Consider the following 15,701-nt stretch of genomic DNA (forward strand, 5'->3'; position numbering starts at 1 on the left):
TTACCCATCAACGGGGGGGAGGCAATCAGTGTTTACACAGGAGCTGCTCCAGTTCGCTTAATGACGCCACCGTCCATGTCGGCTGAATGCCCGCTGGCAGCTCGCGATGGTGCGTATTTAGCCAGCAGGTGGATAGCCCAGCGTTAATGCCGCCCAGAATATCGGACTCTGCGGTATCGCCCACCATCAGCACGCGGGAACGATCAGGATTGCCCGCCTGCTCCAGCGCGTGGTCAAAAATACGGGGATCGGGTTTTGCCACTCCAACCTGCTCAGAAATCACCAGCAGATCGAAATAGTCGCGCAGCCCCGTCCGCTCAAGGCGGATTTGCTGCAACGCCGTAAAGCCGTTAGTAATGATACCGATTTTCGTTTTATCACGAATCGCATTGAGCAGAGAAACCGCCCCAGGCAACGGCGAGCAGATCTCCGCCATCGCATTGATAAATGCGTCATTAAGCTGGCCTGGTTCGACCTTCAGGCGTTCAGCCCAGCTCTGGAAACGGGCGTGCTGCAGTTGCAATGAAGTAATCGCGCCGTTTTGATAATCCACCCATAGCGGTTTATTCACGGCCTGGTAGTCCTGAAAATCTTCAGCGGTAAAGGTAATGCTATAGTCGAGAAACATCCGCTGTAAGCCGGTAAACGAGTCAAATGTAAACAGCGTTTCGTCGGCATCAAAGAAAATCCAGTCCCACTTCTTCATCATTACACCTTGTCTTACATGCTGATTGGCAATGCCATGATAATGGCGTCTTCATGACCATCGGCCGTCGGATAATAATTGCGCCGGATCGTCGCCTCGTTAAAGCCCAGGCTTTCATACAGTGCGATAGCGGCAGCATTTGAGGCGCGCACTTCCAGCCACAGCGTCAAAATGCCACGCTTTTCCAGCTCATCGATCAGGTGCTCCAGCAGCTCGCGCCCCAGGCCCTGGCGCTGAAAGTCAGGATCGACAGCGATATTGAACAGCGTAGCTTCATCCAGCACCACCTGCGTAATCGCAAAGGCGGCCATCACGTCGTCAACCCTCAACTGAAAATTGAGGTAGCGATCGCCCTGGTTGCTGGCAAATGTTTTTTCACTCCACGGAAAAGCGTGGGCGCGTTTTTCAATCTGAAATGCTGCAGGTAAATCAGTCGGTTCGAGGGAAGAAATCGTGTTCATATGCGCAGATTTGTTGCCATAACGCGGCACGGGCCGCTGGGTTTTCCCGTAATTCATTAAACGCAGGACTCTCGACCTGAGCGCCTTCCAGCAGCAGCGGCTCTTCGGTTCCCAGCCGCCAGCTATTACAGCGACTGCCCTGCGGTAGCATGGCGACACGGTCAGGCGTCAACTGTAAAACCTGATCCGGGCTGACGGTTATTGCGCGTAAAATATCGCTCATTAACGGTTCGGTTAGCGCGGGTAGTTGTGCAGCAACCATCACTAAACGGATATGCGCAGGAATGGAGATCGCGATTTCGCCCTGCAGTGCGCCAGGACGACGCAGCGACCACTGCGTAATGCCCAGTTGCTGTAACTGCCAGTCTCGTCGGGATGTCATAGCGAAACACTCCTGTCTATCAGGGGCGCAAATATAGCAAATTTGTCGAATCCGTGCCATCAAACAACTATAATCCCCGGCTGTACAATTTAAGGAGCACTCCATGTCTGCTTTTACCCCGGCAAGTGAAGTCTTGCTGCGCCACAGTGATGATTTCGAACAAAGCCGTATTCTGTTTGCCGGTGATTTGCAGGATGACCTACCTGCCCACTTCGAAAGCGCCGCCAGCCGTGCGCACACTCAACAACTTCATCACTGGCAGGTGCTGAACCGCCAGATGGGTGACAACGTCCGTTTCAGCCTCGTTGCCAGGGCCGATGACGTTGCCGATAGCGATACGCTAATCTACTACTGGCCGAAGAATAAGCCGGAAGCGCAGTTCCAACTGATGAATATTTTGTCGCTGTTACCGGTGGGCAGCGATGTTTTTGTTGTCGGTGAGAACCGCAGTGGCGTACGTAGTGCAGAGCAGATGCTGGCCGAATACGCACCGCTGAATAAAGTCGACAGCGCCCGTCGCTGTGGCCTGTACCACGGCCGTCTGGAAAAACAGCCAGTCTTTGATGCAGAAAAATACTGGGATGAATATCAGGTTGATAATCTGACCATCAAAACGCTGCCGGGCGTATTCAGCCGTGACGGCCTGGATATTGGCAGCCAATTGCTACTCTCCACACTGACGCCGCATACCAAAGGTAAAATTCTGGATGTCGGTTGTGGCGCTGGCGTACTTTCCGTCGCTTTAGCCAGCCACTCGCCAAAAGTTCGCTTAACCCTGTGTGATGTAAGTGCGGCCGCTGTTGAAGCCAGCCGCGCCACGCTTGCCGCCAACGGTATTGAAGGTGATGTGATCGCCAGTAACGTTTTTTCTGACGTGACGGGCCGCTTTGATATGATCATCTCCAACCCACCGTTCCATGATGGGATGCAGACCAGCCTCGATGCCGCGCAAACGCTGATTCGCGGCGCGGTGCGTCATCTCAACAGCGGCGGTGAACTGCGTATCGTGGCGAACGCCTTCCTGCCCTATCCAAAGGTGCTGGATGAGGTATTCGGATTCCATGAAGTTATCGCACAGACCGGACGCTTCAAGGTCTATCGCACCATCATGACGCGTCAGGCGAAAAAAGCGTAATTGTCTCGCAGCGAACGGCCATTCACATGGCCGTTTTTGCATCAATCGGCCCAGCCTGTACAATTAACTATTGACGAAAAGTTGAAAACAACTAGAATGCGCCTCCGTGGTAACGATACTTTTTGAGTGTCGATGGTATGCGAAGGTGGCGGAATTGGTAGACGCGCTAGCTTCAGGTGTTAGTGTCCTTTCGGACGTGGGGGTTCAAGTCCCCCCCCTCGCACCAACGAGGCGATATCAAAAAAATAAGATGACTGTGCGAAGGTGGCGGAATTGGTAGACGCGCTAGCTTCAGGTGTTAGTGTCCTTTCGGACGTGGGGGTTCAAGTCCCCCCCCTCGCACCATAATCCACATTGATATTGCTCGCACTGGGCGAAGGTGGCGGAATTGGTAGACGCGCTAGCTTCAGGTGTTAGTGTCCTTTCGGACGTGGGGGTTCAAGTCCCCCCCCTCGCACCAACGAGGCGATATCAAAAAAATAAGATGACTGTGCGAAGGTGGCGGAATTGGTAGACGCGCTAGCTTCAGGTGTTAGTGTCCTTTCGGACGTGGGGGTTCAAGTCCCCCCCCTCGCACCAACGAGGCGATATCAAAAAAATAAGATGACTGTGCGAAGGTGGCGGAATTGGTAGACGCGCTAGCTTCAGGTGTTAGTGTCCTTTCGGACGTGGGGGTTCAAGTCCCCCCCCTCGCACCAATTATCTTATTTTCCTCTCGCTTTCTTCCCTGTTTCGCTTATCCCTGATTCCAGTTCATCATTACCAGCACAATGCCGCCGATCAACGCCGCGCATGAAGGTAACAGAACAAAATGCCGTAAGCGCTTGTGATATAGCATGAGCGAAGTCAGTAGTAATCCTAATACAATCATTACCTTCCATACATAGACTGACAGATCGGTAAATGCCATTCCGGCAATGAGCATCCCCGGCAACAGAACTCCCCATCCACTGCCCAGCGTACGTTGCAACATGGTTCCACCTACGACATTGATAATGATAACCAATATCATATGATATATTTTCTCATTTGTCAGCTGGAAGGCACTATCAATTATATGAGTTTTACTTAACGATTGATGACATGAATAACCTAAGGTGATAAATTGCTCGCCGATTAACGCTTCAACTAAAAATAAAGACCTCAGCGAATGATGCCCCGTTCGTTATTTGTTTTATTTACCAACACATCTTCGTATATTACAGATAACTAACAATATTTACCTATGACAGTACAATCCTGGCGAACTCTGCGCACTAAAAAATATCAACTCTCGTTGCGTTTGTTTCTGCTTCTCAACGCAGTCTCCGCGCTGTTTACGCTTTTTTTCCCACTTTTTGCCGTCAAAGCCGTATCAGTACCGGCTCTGCTGATACTGATCACCAGCACGCTGCTGCTTATATGGCATGGGAAATATACGGATAAAAAAATTAATCTCCCTTTTATTTCAATAATTTTTGGCTTGTTATGGGCATTTCATATTTTTCAGAAATATTCCACGCTCGGTCATAATGACTATTATTTTCTGTTAATCGCGCTGCTCAGTGTACTGTTTATTGGATCTATTGCTTTTGCCAATAATATCATCGCGTTTACGCTTCACTCATTGCCTTCCGTCGCCGTCTGTTTATGGCTTAGCGGCAACGAGCACGGTTTACGAATTTTCTATTTTATGGCGTTACCGATGGCCGGGATCGCCATCCAGCATGTGATTCAAAAGCGCTACGATGGTTTCGCCCAGCAGTTGATGTACAAACTGCTGGAGGAACGAGAAACGCTCAGCGGACTCAGCATGCTTGATCCGCTTACTGGTTTATATAACCGCCGGGGGCTGCAACACAGACTCGATACACTGTTGGCGCTGAGCAACTCGAAGCACTACGTGTTGTTATTAGATATCGACCACTTCAAAGCCTATAACGATCATTACGGGCATATGATGGGTGACCAGGCGCTGATCCGCGTCTCAGCGGCCATTCGTGATTCCGTACGCTCCCGGGATGTGGTGGCGCGATTCGGCGGCGAAGAATTCATGGTTTTGCTGACCGCGATCGATCCGCAGCAGGCACAGGCTGCCGCCGAGCGTATTCGTCAGAAAGTGTACGACCTTAAAATACCCCACATGTTTAACGAAAGCGTGGCAACCAACGTGACCGTCAGTATTGGCATTGCGCCTCTGGTAGAGCAGGATATTGAGGCCGCTATCGCCAGAGCGGATAAAGCCCTATACGAGGCGAAAAACCTCGGGCGTAACAACACGCTGGTCAGCGATGAGCTACGGGTAAACCGCCCTTCACTCTGAGCTATATGTGCGGTGGCACCCAGCATCGTGACAAAGATCTTGCCATCGTTCATTGTCAACTATAGGATTAGCAATCATTATCATTTAGATTAACATCCGTATATTGCCATGGCTTATCGTTCCGCACCGATCGTTGAAGATGTCATCTGGCGTAGCCACCTCCCAGCAAAGATGCCCTCGCTGGCTGCTGCTGTACGCGAAACGATAGCCAAGACCCGTGAGCACCTACTGGACTTCATTCGTCTTGACGAAATCCCCGTACCGGGCGCGATGACGCTACATGAATGGACGCAACCGGCGACGCTCAGTTCGCTGTTGGCCGTTTATTCAGACCATATCTATCGCAACCAACCTACGCTGACACGCGAAAATAAACCGCTGATTTCTCTCTGGGCCCAGTGGTATATCGGCCTGATGATGCCTCCGCTCATGGTAGCTCTGCTGACGCAAAAAGAGGCTATCGATGTCTCTCCTGAACACATGCACGTAGAATTCCACGAAACGGGCCGTGCAGCCTGCTTCTGGATCGATGTGCATCAGGATCACCAGACCACGGCCCTGTCTCCTCAACAACGTATGGAAACGCTGATTCTCACAGCGCTGACGCCGGTTGTGCAGGCGCTGGAAGCGACAGGCGAGATCAACGCAAAGCTTATCTGGAGTAATACGGGATACTTAATTCACTGGTACTTAACGGAAATGAAGCCGTTGTTAGGTGAAGAACTGTTGAACACGCTGCGCCAGACCTGCTTTTTTGAGAAACAACTCTCCTGCGGCCAGGATAACCCCCTGTGGCGTACCGTTGTTCCACGCGAGGGACTGTTAGTTCGCAGAACCTGCTGCCAGCGCTATCGCCTGCCCGACGTTCAGCAATGCGGTGACTGTACGCTGAAATAAGCGAGGAACCGTAGCCCCTCGCCAATAAATTATGCAACCTGCTGATTTTCCTCTTCTATACGCTGTGCTTCTTCTTTTTCCTGTGCCAGAAGCTGCTTTTCATAAACCTTAAAGAACGGGAAATAGATGATCGCCGACACCAATGCCAGCAGGACAACCAGGATGGCCGCACGATAATCCCAGCCTAACGCCCATGCCGCACCAACCGGAGCCGGGGCCGTCCAGGGAACGACGGAAATCACCCGACCAATTAAATCCAGCTTCATCGCCGCCCATGCCAGCACCGCATTCACCATCGGGGCCAACAGGAACGGGATAAAGAACACCGGGTTCATAACAATCGGCGTACCGAAAATCACCGGTTCGTTAATATTGAAAATGCTGGGGACCACGCTCAAACGCCCAATCGAGCGTAAATGAGCCGAACGGCTGCGCAGATAGCAAATCACCAGCCCCATCGTCGCGCCGGACCCACCAACCACGATGAAAAACGTCCAGAATGCTTCCATAAAGATATGGGGCAAAGGCGCGCCCTGTGCCAGCGCCGACTGGTTCATTCCGAGATTGGTTAGCCAGAACATTTGCAGCATCCCCGATACAATCGCCGCACCATGGATCCCAGCAAACCACAGTAGATGACCAATCAGCACGGCCAGTAGTATCGCCGGGAGAGAATCAGCGGCGGATACCAGTGGTTTAAAGATGGCCATAATGGCCTGCGGGATTAGCATGTCAAACTGCGACTGTATAACCAGGCTCAGAGGGTACAGAGTTAGCACCACCACCAGCACCGGGATCAGCAGATCGAAGGAGTTTTTGATCATTGGCGGCACCTGATCGGGTAAACGGATACCGATGTTGCGCGCCTTCAGGAAACGCATCATTTCAACACAGTAAATCGCCACCAGGATAGCGGTGAAAATCCCCGTCCCACCCAGGCTATCAACGGGCATCGTGCCTTTGGTTTTCGGCGCAGCAATCAGCAAAAAAGCCATAATGGACAACATCGCGCACATAAACGGATCTAATTGATACGACTTCACATAGTGCTTCCCCAGGTTATAAGCGATAGCCGCACATATGTAGACCGACATGATCCCCATCGTCATATCAAACGGAGTGAGGATTTGGCCTTCAAACTGTTTTGCCATGTCCAGCCATGCGCGGGCAAATCCCCATGTTGTATCAGGAGAAAATGGCGGGTAGGCAAAAACCAACAGAAATGAGCCTACGATCATAAATGGCATAGCCGAAATAAAACCATCACGAATTGCCATCACGTGACGTTGCGAAGAGATACGCCCGGCGACAGGGCTGACGTAGTTTTCAACAAAGCGGAAAATCACATTAAACACAGCATGGTTAGTAGACATAGCCGCTCTCCCGTTGCGCAAAACCCTGCAGCCATGCAGTCATCAACACCACCACGTAAAGCCCATTACACTTTTTCGCAACCGTGCCGGGAAGAGCACCAGCGCAACTGCATTTTGAGTTAAGTTTCATAGATGGCTCTTATTATGTGATACAGAGGAAGTGACAACTTCAGTATTAATCGTCATTTCAACAATCTGCAACCGGTTACTGTAACCGGTTTCTTTGATTGTGAAGACGATCGAAAAACTGCCAATGTTGCCATGTTGTTACAATAAAATATTTACAGTGAGGTAAGCCCTATGACAAATTACGCCATGCGGTTTTCTGCTGTGCGGAGCTGCCTGTAGGCACCATGGAGAGAAGAATGAGTTTGCAATCAGTACGCCAATTTTTGGCGCAGCATGCCCCAGATATTGAGATCATCGAATTAGACCAGAGCACGGCAACTGTTGAACTGGCAGCTAAAGCCCATAATGTCGAACCCGGTCAGATCGCGAAAACACTTTCGCTAAAGGTGAAGAACGACATCATCCTGGTTGTCGCCAAAGGCGATGCCCGGCTGGATAATAAAAAGCTAAAGAGCACGTTCGGTGCCAAAGCCCGTATGCTGAGTAGTGATGAGGTAGTGAACGCGACGGGTCATCCCGTTGGCGGCGTTTGTCCTTTCGGGCTGGAAACACCGATCTCGGTTTATTGCGATGTCTCTCTGAAGCACTATGCTGAGGTGCTGCCTGCGGCAGGAGCCATTCACAGCGCGGTTCGCATCACACCGGAACGAATGGCTGAGCTAACTTCAGCCACCTGGGTTGATGTGTGTCAGTGATGTTTCACGCCCCAGCCCGGTGACTGAAACCGACACAAAATAGGTCTACGTTGATCGTTACGACGCCGCTTGTAGAAAAGGTGTCGATTCACCTGCGCGCAGATACAGCAGGATATCGGCGGCATCCAGTAACCCAACATCTGAGCTCACGCCCAGCTTGGACATTACGTTAAATTTATGCGCCCGAATGGTTTTAATATTCCGCTCAAGCTGAACGGCAATCTGCGGCATCGAATAGCCATTCGACATAAAACGCAGAATTTCTCGTTCTGTAGGGCTAAGCACACGGCTTTGATTGATAAACCAATGGTTTTTCGCGCTTTCGGTTACCTGGGTAGGGCAATTCAATGCTGTAAATAACGCGTCCTGCAACACAGTTAACGAAGAAGCTTTGCTAACAACCCCATCCAATGGCAATGGTGACAGAGAGCCAATTAAACGCGCCTCAGCATCGTCATCGGCAATAACTATACGCCTGATGCGAGGGAAATTTATCGCCAGTTCCGTCAAATAGGCGAGCCCTGCTCTGCGATCGGTCCTGATAGCAGAAAGAGAAAAAATAACTGCCGAAAATGACATTTTTAACATCGCCTGACTAAAGGCAAGCTGATTCGAAAAGAGATGAAGTGCGTATTGGTCACCCGGCATGGTATTAAATAAACTCTCAATACCCACGCTACTCATCGCACATTTTTCTATAAGTGCGACGTTTCTTTTAATGCTTCTGCTTTCCATTCCGTGGTCTCTCCATATACTGAAGGTAAATTCAGTTCTCGCGATCCTTGAGAACTGTTTATCCATGCGTACATTTCTGCATTGCTGTGTATTGATAAGCGACGCATGGCGCTGTTCTTTTGGGCGCTGATTGTTTTATTACTTTTCTTAAGCAACGACGCAATCTGGTTAATTCCCCAGCCTTTTCCCAGGAGTCTCAGCACTTTCCTCTCCGAGAGGGTAAGTACAATTGAGCGGACGCTATGGTCAGCCAACTCTGGCATTACGGGCGGAGAGAGCAGCGACTTGCTAATTCTCTCTGCTCGGGTATTTCCCGCATGAATTACATTCACTAAACTTTCAATCGGCTCTGCATCAGATAACAGCGAACTGATCGGGCACATCAGCAGTTCGATGGCGAGAGGGTAAAAAATACGAGATACAAGAAATACCCAATGAATATCACGGTATTGAGATAATAAAGAATAATATTGTTCGCAGACTGAGCGAGGATGATTACAGTCTGCGGGTAAATCAGCAATCACCAAATCAGCGCACCGCAACTGCAACAATGTCAGTTCTTCAACGGAACGACAGTAAGTTAATTCGCAATCAGCGAACTGTCCTTGCATTACACCTTTAAGCCCAGTTTGTACGATCGGTAATTTACTAATAATAATTGCGTTTTTGCAGCGTCCTGGCAACATATCCCCTCCACATTCACCAGTCCGTATTCGCACTTATTAAAAGCTTCCTGATAAATTAAATATATTAATTAACAGAAAAACCTAAACAATAGACGAGGTGAATTGTTTATCCTTGGATTTTATTAAAATATTAAAGTAATGGCGCTATAATCCCAATAGCGTCAAACTATTGAACCGTTATTACAAAATTACGCACAAATACATTCTATGTACAATTAAAAGAACTACAATAGAACATTAGCATTGCTTACGTATTTGCCATCCTTATAAATAACACGACCTTTTCATGTAGCGCTATCTTTATTGATAAGCAGGTAAGGCATGTAAGCGGCTGCGACCTGCGTCTTTTTTCAACGCAAAGATTGATCTTGCCAGAGCCAACGGGCTCGTGCTTCATGATAAAAAGAAAGCATTCACCCTTCAATGAGATCCTTTTCAGTCAGAGCGAGCCATGCAAACAGAGCAGTCGTCACAGCGAACGGTTACACGGTTATGTATACAATGTGGGCTTTTTTTACTCCAGCATGGTGCGGAAAGCGCGCTGGTTGACGAGCTATCCACTCGCCTCGGCCTGGCGCTTGGCATGGATAGCGTAGAAAGCGCCATCTCCTCCAACGCGATTGTCCTGACCACCATTAAAGATGGGCAATGTCTGACGTCGACCCGAAAAAATCATGATCGCGGCATTAACATGCACGTCGTGACGGAAGTGCAGCACATCGTTATTTTAGCGGAACACAAGCTGCTGGATATAAAAGGCGTTGAGAAGCGCTTTAGCCAGATTAAGCCGCTACGCTATCCAAGATGGCTGGTCGCATTGATGGTTGGTTTGTCCTGCGCCTGCTTTTGTAAACTTAATAACGGCGGATGGGATGGCGCAGTGATCACCTTTTTCGCCAGCATGGTAGCAATGTATATCCGCCAGGTCCTGGCGTCCCGGCATTTGCACCCGCAAATCAACTTTTGTATCACCGCCTTTGTGGCAACCACGATATCCGGCCTGTTGCTGACGCTGCCGACCTTTAATCACACCCCAACCATCGCCATGGCGGCCAGCGTGCTGCTGCTGGTTCCGGGTTTTCCGTTGATCAACTCTGTCGCGGATATGTTTAAGGGGCACATTAATACCGGGCTGGCTCGCTGGGCCATTGCCAGTCTGCTAACGTTGGCGACCTGCATTGGGGTGGTTATGTCGATGACCTTATGGGGGCTACGCGGATGGGCGTGATCGATTTCATTCTGGCGCTAATACAGGACATGATCCTGTCGGCGATTCCGGCACTGGGCTTTGCCATGGTATTTAACGTCCCGCATCGCGCGCTTCCCTGGTGTGCGTTACTCGGTGCGCTGGGCCATGGTTCACGAATGGTGATGATGAGCGCAGGATTTAATATTGAATGGTCAACCTTTATGGCGTCGCTGCTGATTGGCTGCATTGGGATCCAGTGGTCGCGCTGGTATCTGGCGCATCCTAAGGTCTTCACCGTCGCGGCTGTGATCCCCATGTTTCCTGGGATCTCCGCCTACACCGCCATGATCTCCGCGGTAAAAATCGGCCATTTCGGCTATAGCGAAGCGCTGATGATCACCCTGTTAACCAATTTCCTGAAAGCCTCATCAATTGTCGGTGCGCTCTCTATCGGCTTATCCGTACCAGGCTTATGGCTGTATCGCAAACGCCCGCGCGTCTAGCGCGATAATTTCTAAGCACATCGCAGAGGGGGAATCTCCCCCTCATCTGCTGCTCTCCTGGTTCTCTGTGTTACTATAAAAGCAGTCCCTTCTCAGTTGTTGTTCAGTTTTGAGAAACATTATGCCCTGCAAAATTTTGACGCCGGACGTCATCAGCATTGACGCCTTACTACACGATCATCACGCGGTACTGGCAAAGTCTGCGGGTGGCGCCGTAGCGGTATTCGCCAACAATGCGCCAGCCTTTTACGCGCTGACGCCTGCGCGACTGGCTCAGTTGTTGGAGCTTGAAGAGAAGCTGTCACGTCCAGGAAGTGATGTGACATTGGATGCGCAATTTTATGAAGAGCCGCAAGCTGCGCCCGTTGCCGTGCCAATGGGGAAATTTGCGATGTACGCTGACTGGCAGCCCGATGCCGACTTTCAGCGCCAGGCCGCTCTGTGGGGCGTGGCGTTAAGAGAACCGGTCACCGCCGAGGAACTGGCCTCATTCGTCGCCTACTGGCAGGCCGAAGGCAAAGTCTTTCACCATATTCAGTGGCAGCAAAAACTGGCGCGTAGCATCCAGATTGGCCGGGCCAGCAATGGCGGAATGCCAAAGCGCGATGTGAACAGTGTCAGCGAACCTGACAGCCATATTCCACCAGGTTTTAGAGGATAACGATGAAAAACGTTGGCGATCTGATGAAACGTCTGCAAAAAATGATGCCGCCCAATGTCGAGCCTGCCTTTAAAACGGGCGAAGAGCTACTGGCATGGCAAAAAGAGCAAGGTGAAATTCGTGCCGCAGCGCTGGCCCGCGAAAACCGGGCCATGAAAATGCAGCGCACATTTAACCGCTCCGGTATCCGTCCGCTGCACCAAAACTGTTCATTCGATAACTATCGGGTGGAATGCGAAGGTCAGATGAACGCCCTGAGCAAAGCCCGCCAGTACGTTGATGAGTTTGACGGCAACATCGCCAGCTTTATTTTCTCGGGCAAACCCGGCACCGGCAAAAATCATCTGGCGGCAGCCATCTGCAACGAACTGCTGCTCCGCGGTAAGTCGGTACTGATCATCACCGTGGCTGATATCATGTCGGCGATGAAAGAAACCTTTAGTAACCGTGAAGCCAGCGAAGAACAGTTGCTCAACGATCTTAGCAATGTGGATCTGCTGGTGATCGATGAGATCGGCATGCAGACCGAATCGCGCTATGAAAAAGTGATCATCAATCAGATCGTCGATCGCCGATCGTCCTCAAAACGCCCAACCGGCATGTTAACCAACAGCAATATGGATGAAATGAACAAACTGCTGGGAGAGCGCGTGATGGACCGTATGCGCCTTGGCAACAGCCTGTGGGTGATTTTTAACTGGGACAGCTACCGTAGCCGGGTAACAGGCAAAGAGTATTAAACGTATTAGGACCACTCCTAAAGCTGCCAGCGCTATACTGCGCTGAAAAGGCATAACACGAGTTGCATATAATGATGAAAACAACCAAACGTCTGCTGTGCTGTGCGCTTGCCGCCAGCACGCTCATCTCCACCAGCGTTTTTGCTGCCTCCTGGCAGGATTCGCTCTCCAGCGCGGCCAGCGAACTGAGCAAACAAAGCTCCGGCTCGCAGGGCAGCTCGTCGCTCTCTTCCCTGACCAGCCTGCTGAATGGCAGCAATCAGTCACTGACCTCAAGCAGCATGAATAACGCCGCCGGGATCCTGGAATATTGCGCCAAACAGAAACTGGCCTCGGTTACCGACACGCAAAACGTCAAAAACCAGGTGCTGGATAAACTCGGCCTCAGTGCTCCAGAGCAGAAACAAGATACCAACTACATGGACGGCATTCAGGGCCTGCTCAATGCCAAAGATGGCCAACAGCTGGACCTGAACACGATTGGTAATAGCTCGCTGGCGAAGCAGGTAAAAACCAAGGCCTGCGATCTGGTGTTAAAACAGGGCATGAACTTCATTTCCTGAGGCATTAAATGCCGCGCGTCCCCTGCGCGGCATCCCCCTATTCCTGCCGATACATACCGCCATCACGAAAGCCGTAATTACCCGCAAAAAAACGCGCATATCTAAACCAATTCTGAATAACAACGTAATTTAATGTCACTACAATTGCAGCAATATAACAACGCTATTACATTGTTCTCTCACCGAATGATTAGCCTGCCAGGCATGTGCCCGGTTTACTGAGGATCGACCGTGTCAGAATTAATCTCCATCACTCTGTTTCTCGCTTCAGTGCTGATTTACGCCTGGAAAGCGGGTCGCAATACCTGGTGGTTTGCCGCCACGTTAACGGTGCTGGGGATTTTTATCGTCTTGAATATCACACTGTATGCCAGTGACTATTTCACCGGCGACGGAATCAACGACGCAGTGCTTTACACTCTGACTAACAGCCTGACCGGCGCGGGTATCGGGAAATATATTCTGCCTGGCGTCGGAATTGCGCTGGCGCTGACGACCGTCTTCGTCGCCCTCGGCTGGATCCTTCGCCGCCGTCGCCATCACCCTCATCACGTGGGTTACAGCCTGCTGGCCCTGCTGCTGGCGCTGGCCTCCGTTGACGCCAGCCCGGCGTTTCACCAGATAACTGAACTGGTGAAATCTCAGTCACGCGATGGCGATCCGGATTTCCTGACCTATTATAAAGAGCCGTCGAAAACCATCCCTCATCCGAAGCTGAACCTGGTTTATATCTACGGCGAAAGCCTCGAACGCACCTACTTTAACAACGATGCGTTCCCGGATCTGACCCCGGAACTCGGCGCGTTGAAAAACGAAGGCATGGATTTCAGCAACACCATGCAGCTACCGGGGACGGATTACACCATCGCTGGTATGGTCGCTTCACAATGTGGCATCCCGCTGTTTGCGCCATTTGAAGGCAATGCCTCGGCATCGGTTTCCAGCTTTTTCCCCAACAATATCTGTCTCGGCGACATCCTGAAAAACTCCGGCTACCAAAACTACTTTGTGCAGGGGGCCAACCTGCGCTTTGCCGGGAAGGATGTGTTCCTGAAATCTCACGGATTTGATCATCTGTACGGCGCAGAAGAGTTAAAAAGCGTGGTGGCGGATCCCGCATATCGTAACGACTGGGGTTTTTACGATGACACCGTGCTGGACGAAGCCTGGAAAAAATTTGAAGAGCTATCGCGTTCAGGACAACGTTTTTCGCTGTTTACCCTAACCGTGGATACCCATCATCCGGATGGATTTATCTCACGTAGCTGTAACCGCAAACGTTATGACATCGACGGTAAGGCCAATCAGTCCTTCAGCGCGGTGAGCTGCAGCCAGGAAAACATCGCTGAATTTATCAATAAAATCAAAGCATCCCCGTGGTTTAAAGATACCGTGATCGTGGTTTCTTCCGATCATCTGGCGATGAACAACACCGCATGGAAGTATCTGAACAAGCAGGATCGCAACAACCTGTTCTTCGTGCTGCGCGGCGACCAGCCGCAGCAGGATACGCTGGCGGTGAAACGTAACACGATGGATAACGGCGCAACGGTGCTGGATATCCTGGGCGGTGATAACTTTATCGGCCTTGGCCGCAGCAGTTTGTCGGGCGAATCCGTGTCGGAAGTGTTCCTCAACATCAAAGAAAAAATGCTGGCGTGGAAACCCGACATCATCCGCCTGTGGAATTTCCCCAAAGAGATGAAAGAGTTCACCGTCGACCAGGACAAAAATATGATCGCTTTCTCCGGCAGCCATTTCCGCCTGCCGCTGCTGCTGCGCGTATCGGATAAACGCGTCGAGCCGCTACCAGAAAGCGAATATTCGGCCCCGCTGCGCTTCCAGTTGGCAGATTTCGCGCCGCGCGATAACTTTGTCTGGGTCGATCGCTGCTACAAAATGGCGCAGCTGTGGGCACCGGAGTTGGCGCTTTCCACCGACTGGTGCGTCTCGCAGGGGCAACTGGGCGGGCAACAAATCGTGCAGCACGTTGACAAAGCCAAATGGAAAAGCAAAACCGTCTTTAAAGACACGGTGATCGACATGGAGCGCTACAAAGGCAACGTCGATACGCTGAAAATTGTCGATAACGATATTCGCTACAAGGCAGACAGCTTCGTCTTTAACGTGGCGGGCGCGCCGGAAGAGGTGAAACAATTTAGCGGTATTTCACGCCCTGAATCGTGGGGACGCTGGTCCAATGCGCAGCTCAGTGAAGAGGTAAAAATCGAATACAAAGCGCCATTGCCGAAAAAATTCGATCTGGTCATCACTGCCAAAGCCTATGGCAATAACGCCAATCGCCCAATCCCCGTACGCGTTGGCAAAGAGGAACAGACGCTGGTGCTAAGCCATGATATCAGCACCACTACCTTACATTTTGATAACCCGGCGGATGCCGATACGTTGGTGATTATCCCACCCGATCCGGTCGCTACCAACGAGGGCAATATTCTCGGCCACTCGCCGCGTAAGCTGGGGATCGGGATGGTTGAAATCAAAGTGGTGGCAGCTCAGGGATAAAAAAACAGCGCCCAACACAAC

At 50.9% G+C, this 15,701-nt stretch carries 17 protein-coding genes and 5 tRNA genes; 15 read left to right on the forward strand and 7 right to left on the reverse strand.

Annotated features, from left to right (window positions below; all coding sequences use genetic code 11):
- Positions 1-25 precede the first annotated feature (25 nt).
- From yjjG to holD, 3 genes are read right to left on the reverse strand one after another with little or no spacing between them, the layout of a single operon-like run.
- Positions 26-706, reverse strand: coding sequence for a pyrimidine 5'-nucleotidase (gene yjjG / locus FDW92_RS01070; protein ID WP_042312525.1), 681 nt, complete (start codon positions 704-706; stop codon positions 26-28).
- Positions 707-720: 14 nt separating this feature from the next.
- Positions 721-1,167 carry a ribosomal protein S18-alanine N-acetyltransferase gene (rimI, locus tag FDW92_RS01075; protein WP_038636994.1) on the reverse strand — a complete coding sequence of 149 codons (447 nt, stop codon included), beginning with the start codon at positions 1,165-1,167 and terminating at the stop codon, positions 721-723.
- Entirely contained in the window at positions 1,136-1,549 is a 414-nt protein-coding gene (gene holD, locus FDW92_RS01080) for a DNA polymerase III subunit psi (protein ID WP_038636992.1), read from the reverse strand. Before holD ends, rimI begins: the two co-directional genes overlap by 32 nt.
- A 103-nt stretch (positions 1,550-1,652) precedes the next feature.
- Between holD and rsmC the strand changes: the two genes are divergently transcribed.
- The 6 genes from rsmC to FDW92_RS01110 all read left to right on the forward strand — a co-directional run bounded on the left by rsmC (position 1,653) and on the right by FDW92_RS01110 (position 3,382).
- Positions 1,653-2,684, forward strand: a complete 1,032-nt coding sequence (gene rsmC / locus FDW92_RS01085; protein ID WP_042312527.1) for a 16S rRNA (guanine(1207)-N(2))-methyltransferase RsmC — start codon at positions 1,653-1,655, stop codon at positions 2,682-2,684.
- Positions 2,685-2,823: 139 nt separating this feature from the next.
- Positions 2,824-2,910 (forward strand) — tRNA-Leu (locus tag FDW92_RS01090).
- Positions 2,911-2,942: 32 nt separating this feature from the next.
- A tRNA-Leu gene (locus FDW92_RS01095) sits at positions 2,943-3,029 on the forward strand.
- Positions 3,030-3,057: 28 nt separating this feature from the next.
- Positions 3,058-3,144: transfer RNA gene (locus tag FDW92_RS01100), tRNA-Leu, on the forward strand.
- Between the two features lie 32 nt (positions 3,145-3,176).
- Positions 3,177-3,263 (forward strand) — tRNA-Leu (locus tag FDW92_RS01105).
- A 32-nt stretch (positions 3,264-3,295) separates the two neighbouring features.
- Positions 3,296-3,382 (forward strand) — tRNA-Leu (locus tag FDW92_RS01110).
- 38 nt (positions 3,383-3,420) lie between these two features.
- Here FDW92_RS01110 and FDW92_RS01115 read toward each other — a convergent pair.
- A complete protein-coding gene (locus FDW92_RS01115; protein ID WP_072277010.1) occupies positions 3,421-3,657 on the reverse strand; it encodes a DUF1435 domain-containing protein in 237 nt (78 codons plus the stop codon).
- A 252-nt stretch (positions 3,658-3,909) separates the two neighbouring features.
- On the opposite strand from FDW92_RS01115, the gene FDW92_RS01120 reads away from it, so the two are divergent.
- Complete coding sequence (locus FDW92_RS01120) at positions 3,910-4,986, forward strand: GGDEF domain-containing protein (protein WP_042312533.1); 1,077 nt, start codon at positions 3,910-3,912, stop codon at positions 4,984-4,986.
- Positions 4,987-5,094: 108 nt separating this feature from the next.
- Positions 5,095-5,883 (forward strand): siderophore-iron reductase FhuF, encoded by a 789-nt coding sequence (gene fhuF / locus FDW92_RS01125; RefSeq protein WP_042312536.1) that lies wholly within the window; start codon positions 5,095-5,097, stop codon positions 5,881-5,883.
- 29 nt (positions 5,884-5,912) lie between these two features.
- Here the strand turns inward: fhuF and FDW92_RS01130 are convergent, their stop codons facing one another.
- The gene (locus FDW92_RS01130; protein ID WP_042312538.1) at positions 5,913-7,256 is read right to left on the reverse strand and encodes a PTS sugar transporter subunit IIC; all 1,344 of its coding nucleotides are present in this window, start codon (positions 7,254-7,256) and stop codon (positions 5,913-5,915) included.
- 365 nt (positions 7,257-7,621) lie between these two features.
- On the opposite strand from FDW92_RS01130, the gene FDW92_RS01135 reads away from it, so the two are divergent.
- The gene (locus FDW92_RS01135; protein ID WP_038636987.1) at positions 7,622-8,080 is read left to right on the forward strand and encodes a YbaK/EbsC family protein; all 459 of its coding nucleotides are present in this window, start codon (positions 7,622-7,624) and stop codon (positions 8,078-8,080) included.
- A gap of 57 nt (positions 8,081-8,137) precedes the next feature.
- On the opposite strand, the gene bglJ is transcribed toward FDW92_RS01135, so the two are convergent.
- Complete coding sequence (gene bglJ, locus FDW92_RS01140; protein WP_042312540.1) at positions 8,138-8,815, reverse strand: DNA-binding transcriptional activator BglJ; 678 nt, start codon at positions 8,813-8,815, stop codon at positions 8,138-8,140.
- Positions 8,776-9,501 (reverse strand): response regulator transcription factor, encoded by a 726-nt coding sequence (locus FDW92_RS01145; RefSeq protein ID WP_042312542.1) that lies wholly within the window; start codon positions 9,499-9,501, stop codon positions 8,776-8,778. The genes bglJ and FDW92_RS01145 overlap by 40 nt, the downstream gene beginning before the upstream one ends.
- Positions 9,502-9,952: 451 nt before the next feature.
- Here FDW92_RS01145 and FDW92_RS01150 point away from each other — a divergent pair, with 451 nt between their 5' ends.
- The 6 genes from FDW92_RS01150 (at position 9,953) to opgB (ending at position 15,680) form a co-directional block, all read left to right on the forward strand.
- Positions 9,953-10,729 carry a threonine/serine exporter ThrE family protein gene (locus FDW92_RS01150; protein WP_042312543.1) on the forward strand — a complete coding sequence of 259 codons (777 nt, stop codon included), beginning with the start codon at positions 9,953-9,955 and terminating at the stop codon, positions 10,727-10,729.
- On the forward strand, positions 10,720-11,193 hold the full coding sequence (locus FDW92_RS01155; protein ID WP_038636981.1) for a threonine/serine exporter: 474 nt from the start codon (positions 10,720-10,722) through the stop codon (positions 11,191-11,193). Before FDW92_RS01150 ends, FDW92_RS01155 begins: the two co-directional genes overlap by 10 nt.
- 121 nt (positions 11,194-11,314) lie before the next feature.
- Positions 11,315-11,854, forward strand: coding sequence for a primosomal protein DnaT (gene dnaT / locus FDW92_RS01160; protein ID WP_079225556.1), 540 nt, complete (start codon positions 11,315-11,317; stop codon positions 11,852-11,854).
- A 2-nt stretch (positions 11,855-11,856) separates the two neighbouring features.
- Positions 11,857-12,594: a DNA replication protein DnaC gene (gene dnaC, locus FDW92_RS01165; protein WP_137400527.1), complete on the forward strand. Its 738-nt coding sequence runs from the start codon at positions 11,857-11,859 to the stop codon at positions 12,592-12,594.
- Positions 12,595-12,665: 71 nt separating this feature from the next.
- The gene (locus FDW92_RS01170) at positions 12,666-13,157 is read left to right on the forward strand and encodes a DUF2501 domain-containing protein (protein ID WP_042312547.1); all 492 of its coding nucleotides are present in this window, start codon (positions 12,666-12,668) and stop codon (positions 13,155-13,157) included.
- A gap of 231 nt (positions 13,158-13,388) precedes the next feature.
- Positions 13,389-15,680 carry a phosphatidylglycerol--membrane-oligosaccharide glycerophosphotransferase gene (gene opgB, locus FDW92_RS01175; RefSeq protein WP_042312550.1) on the forward strand — a complete coding sequence of 764 codons (2,292 nt, stop codon included), beginning with the start codon at positions 13,389-13,391 and terminating at the stop codon, positions 15,678-15,680.
- The last annotated feature ends 21 nt before the right edge of the window (positions 15,681-15,701 follow it).

It is taken from the genome of Citrobacter sp. wls706 (assembly GCF_005281305.1).
Taxonomy (GTDB): domain Bacteria; phylum Pseudomonadota; class Gammaproteobacteria; order Enterobacterales; family Enterobacteriaceae; genus Citrobacter; species Citrobacter werkmanii.

Bases quoted from the DNA above. Each gene is read 5' to 3' on its own strand.
- dnaT (WP_079225556.1), top strand. From the start codon at position 11,315: ATGCCCTGCAAAATTTTGACGCCGGACGTCATCAGCATTGACGCCTTA.
- FDW92_RS01130 (WP_042312538.1), bottom strand. From the start codon at position 7,256: ATGTCTACTAACCATGCTGTGTTTAATGTGATTTTCCGCTTTGTTGAA.
- rsmC (WP_042312527.1), top strand. From the start codon at position 1,653: ATGTCTGCTTTTACCCCGGCAAGTGAAGTCTTGCTGCGCCACAGTGAT.
- FDW92_RS01120 (WP_042312533.1), top strand. From the start codon at position 3,910: ATGACAGTACAATCCTGGCGAACTCTGCGCACTAAAAAATATCAACTC.
- FDW92_RS01155 (WP_038636981.1), top strand. From the start codon at position 10,720: ATGGGCGTGATCGATTTCATTCTGGCGCTAATACAGGACATGATCCTG.
- FDW92_RS01170 (WP_042312547.1), top strand. From the start codon at position 12,666: ATGATGAAAACAACCAAACGTCTGCTGTGCTGTGCGCTTGCCGCCAGC.
- rimI (WP_038636994.1), bottom strand. From the start codon at position 1,167: ATGAACACGATTTCTTCCCTCGAACCGACTGATTTACCTGCAGCATTT.
- dnaC (WP_137400527.1), top strand. From the start codon at position 11,857: ATGAAAAACGTTGGCGATCTGATGAAACGTCTGCAAAAAATGATGCCG.
- FDW92_RS01135 (WP_038636987.1), top strand. From the start codon at position 7,622: ATGAGTTTGCAATCAGTACGCCAATTTTTGGCGCAGCATGCCCCAGAT.
- fhuF (WP_042312536.1), top strand. From the start codon at position 5,095: ATGGCTTATCGTTCCGCACCGATCGTTGAAGATGTCATCTGGCGTAGC.
- yjjG (WP_042312525.1), bottom strand. From the start codon at position 706: ATGAAGAAGTGGGACTGGATTTTCTTTGATGCCGACGAAACGCTGTTT.
- FDW92_RS01150 (WP_042312543.1), top strand. From the start codon at position 9,953: ATGCAAACAGAGCAGTCGTCACAGCGAACGGTTACACGGTTATGTATA.
- holD (WP_038636992.1), bottom strand. From the start codon at position 1,549: ATGACATCCCGACGAGACTGGCAGTTACAGCAACTGGGCATTACGCAG.
- bglJ (WP_042312540.1), bottom strand. From the start codon at position 8,815: ATGGAAAGCAGAAGCATTAAAAGAAACGTCGCACTTATAGAAAAATGT.
- FDW92_RS01115 (WP_072277010.1), bottom strand. From the start codon at position 3,657: ATGTTGCAACGTACGCTGGGCAGTGGATGGGGAGTTCTGTTGCCGGGG.
- FDW92_RS01145 (WP_042312542.1), bottom strand. From the start codon at position 9,501: ATGTTGCCAGGACGCTGCAAAAACGCAATTATTATTAGTAAATTACCG.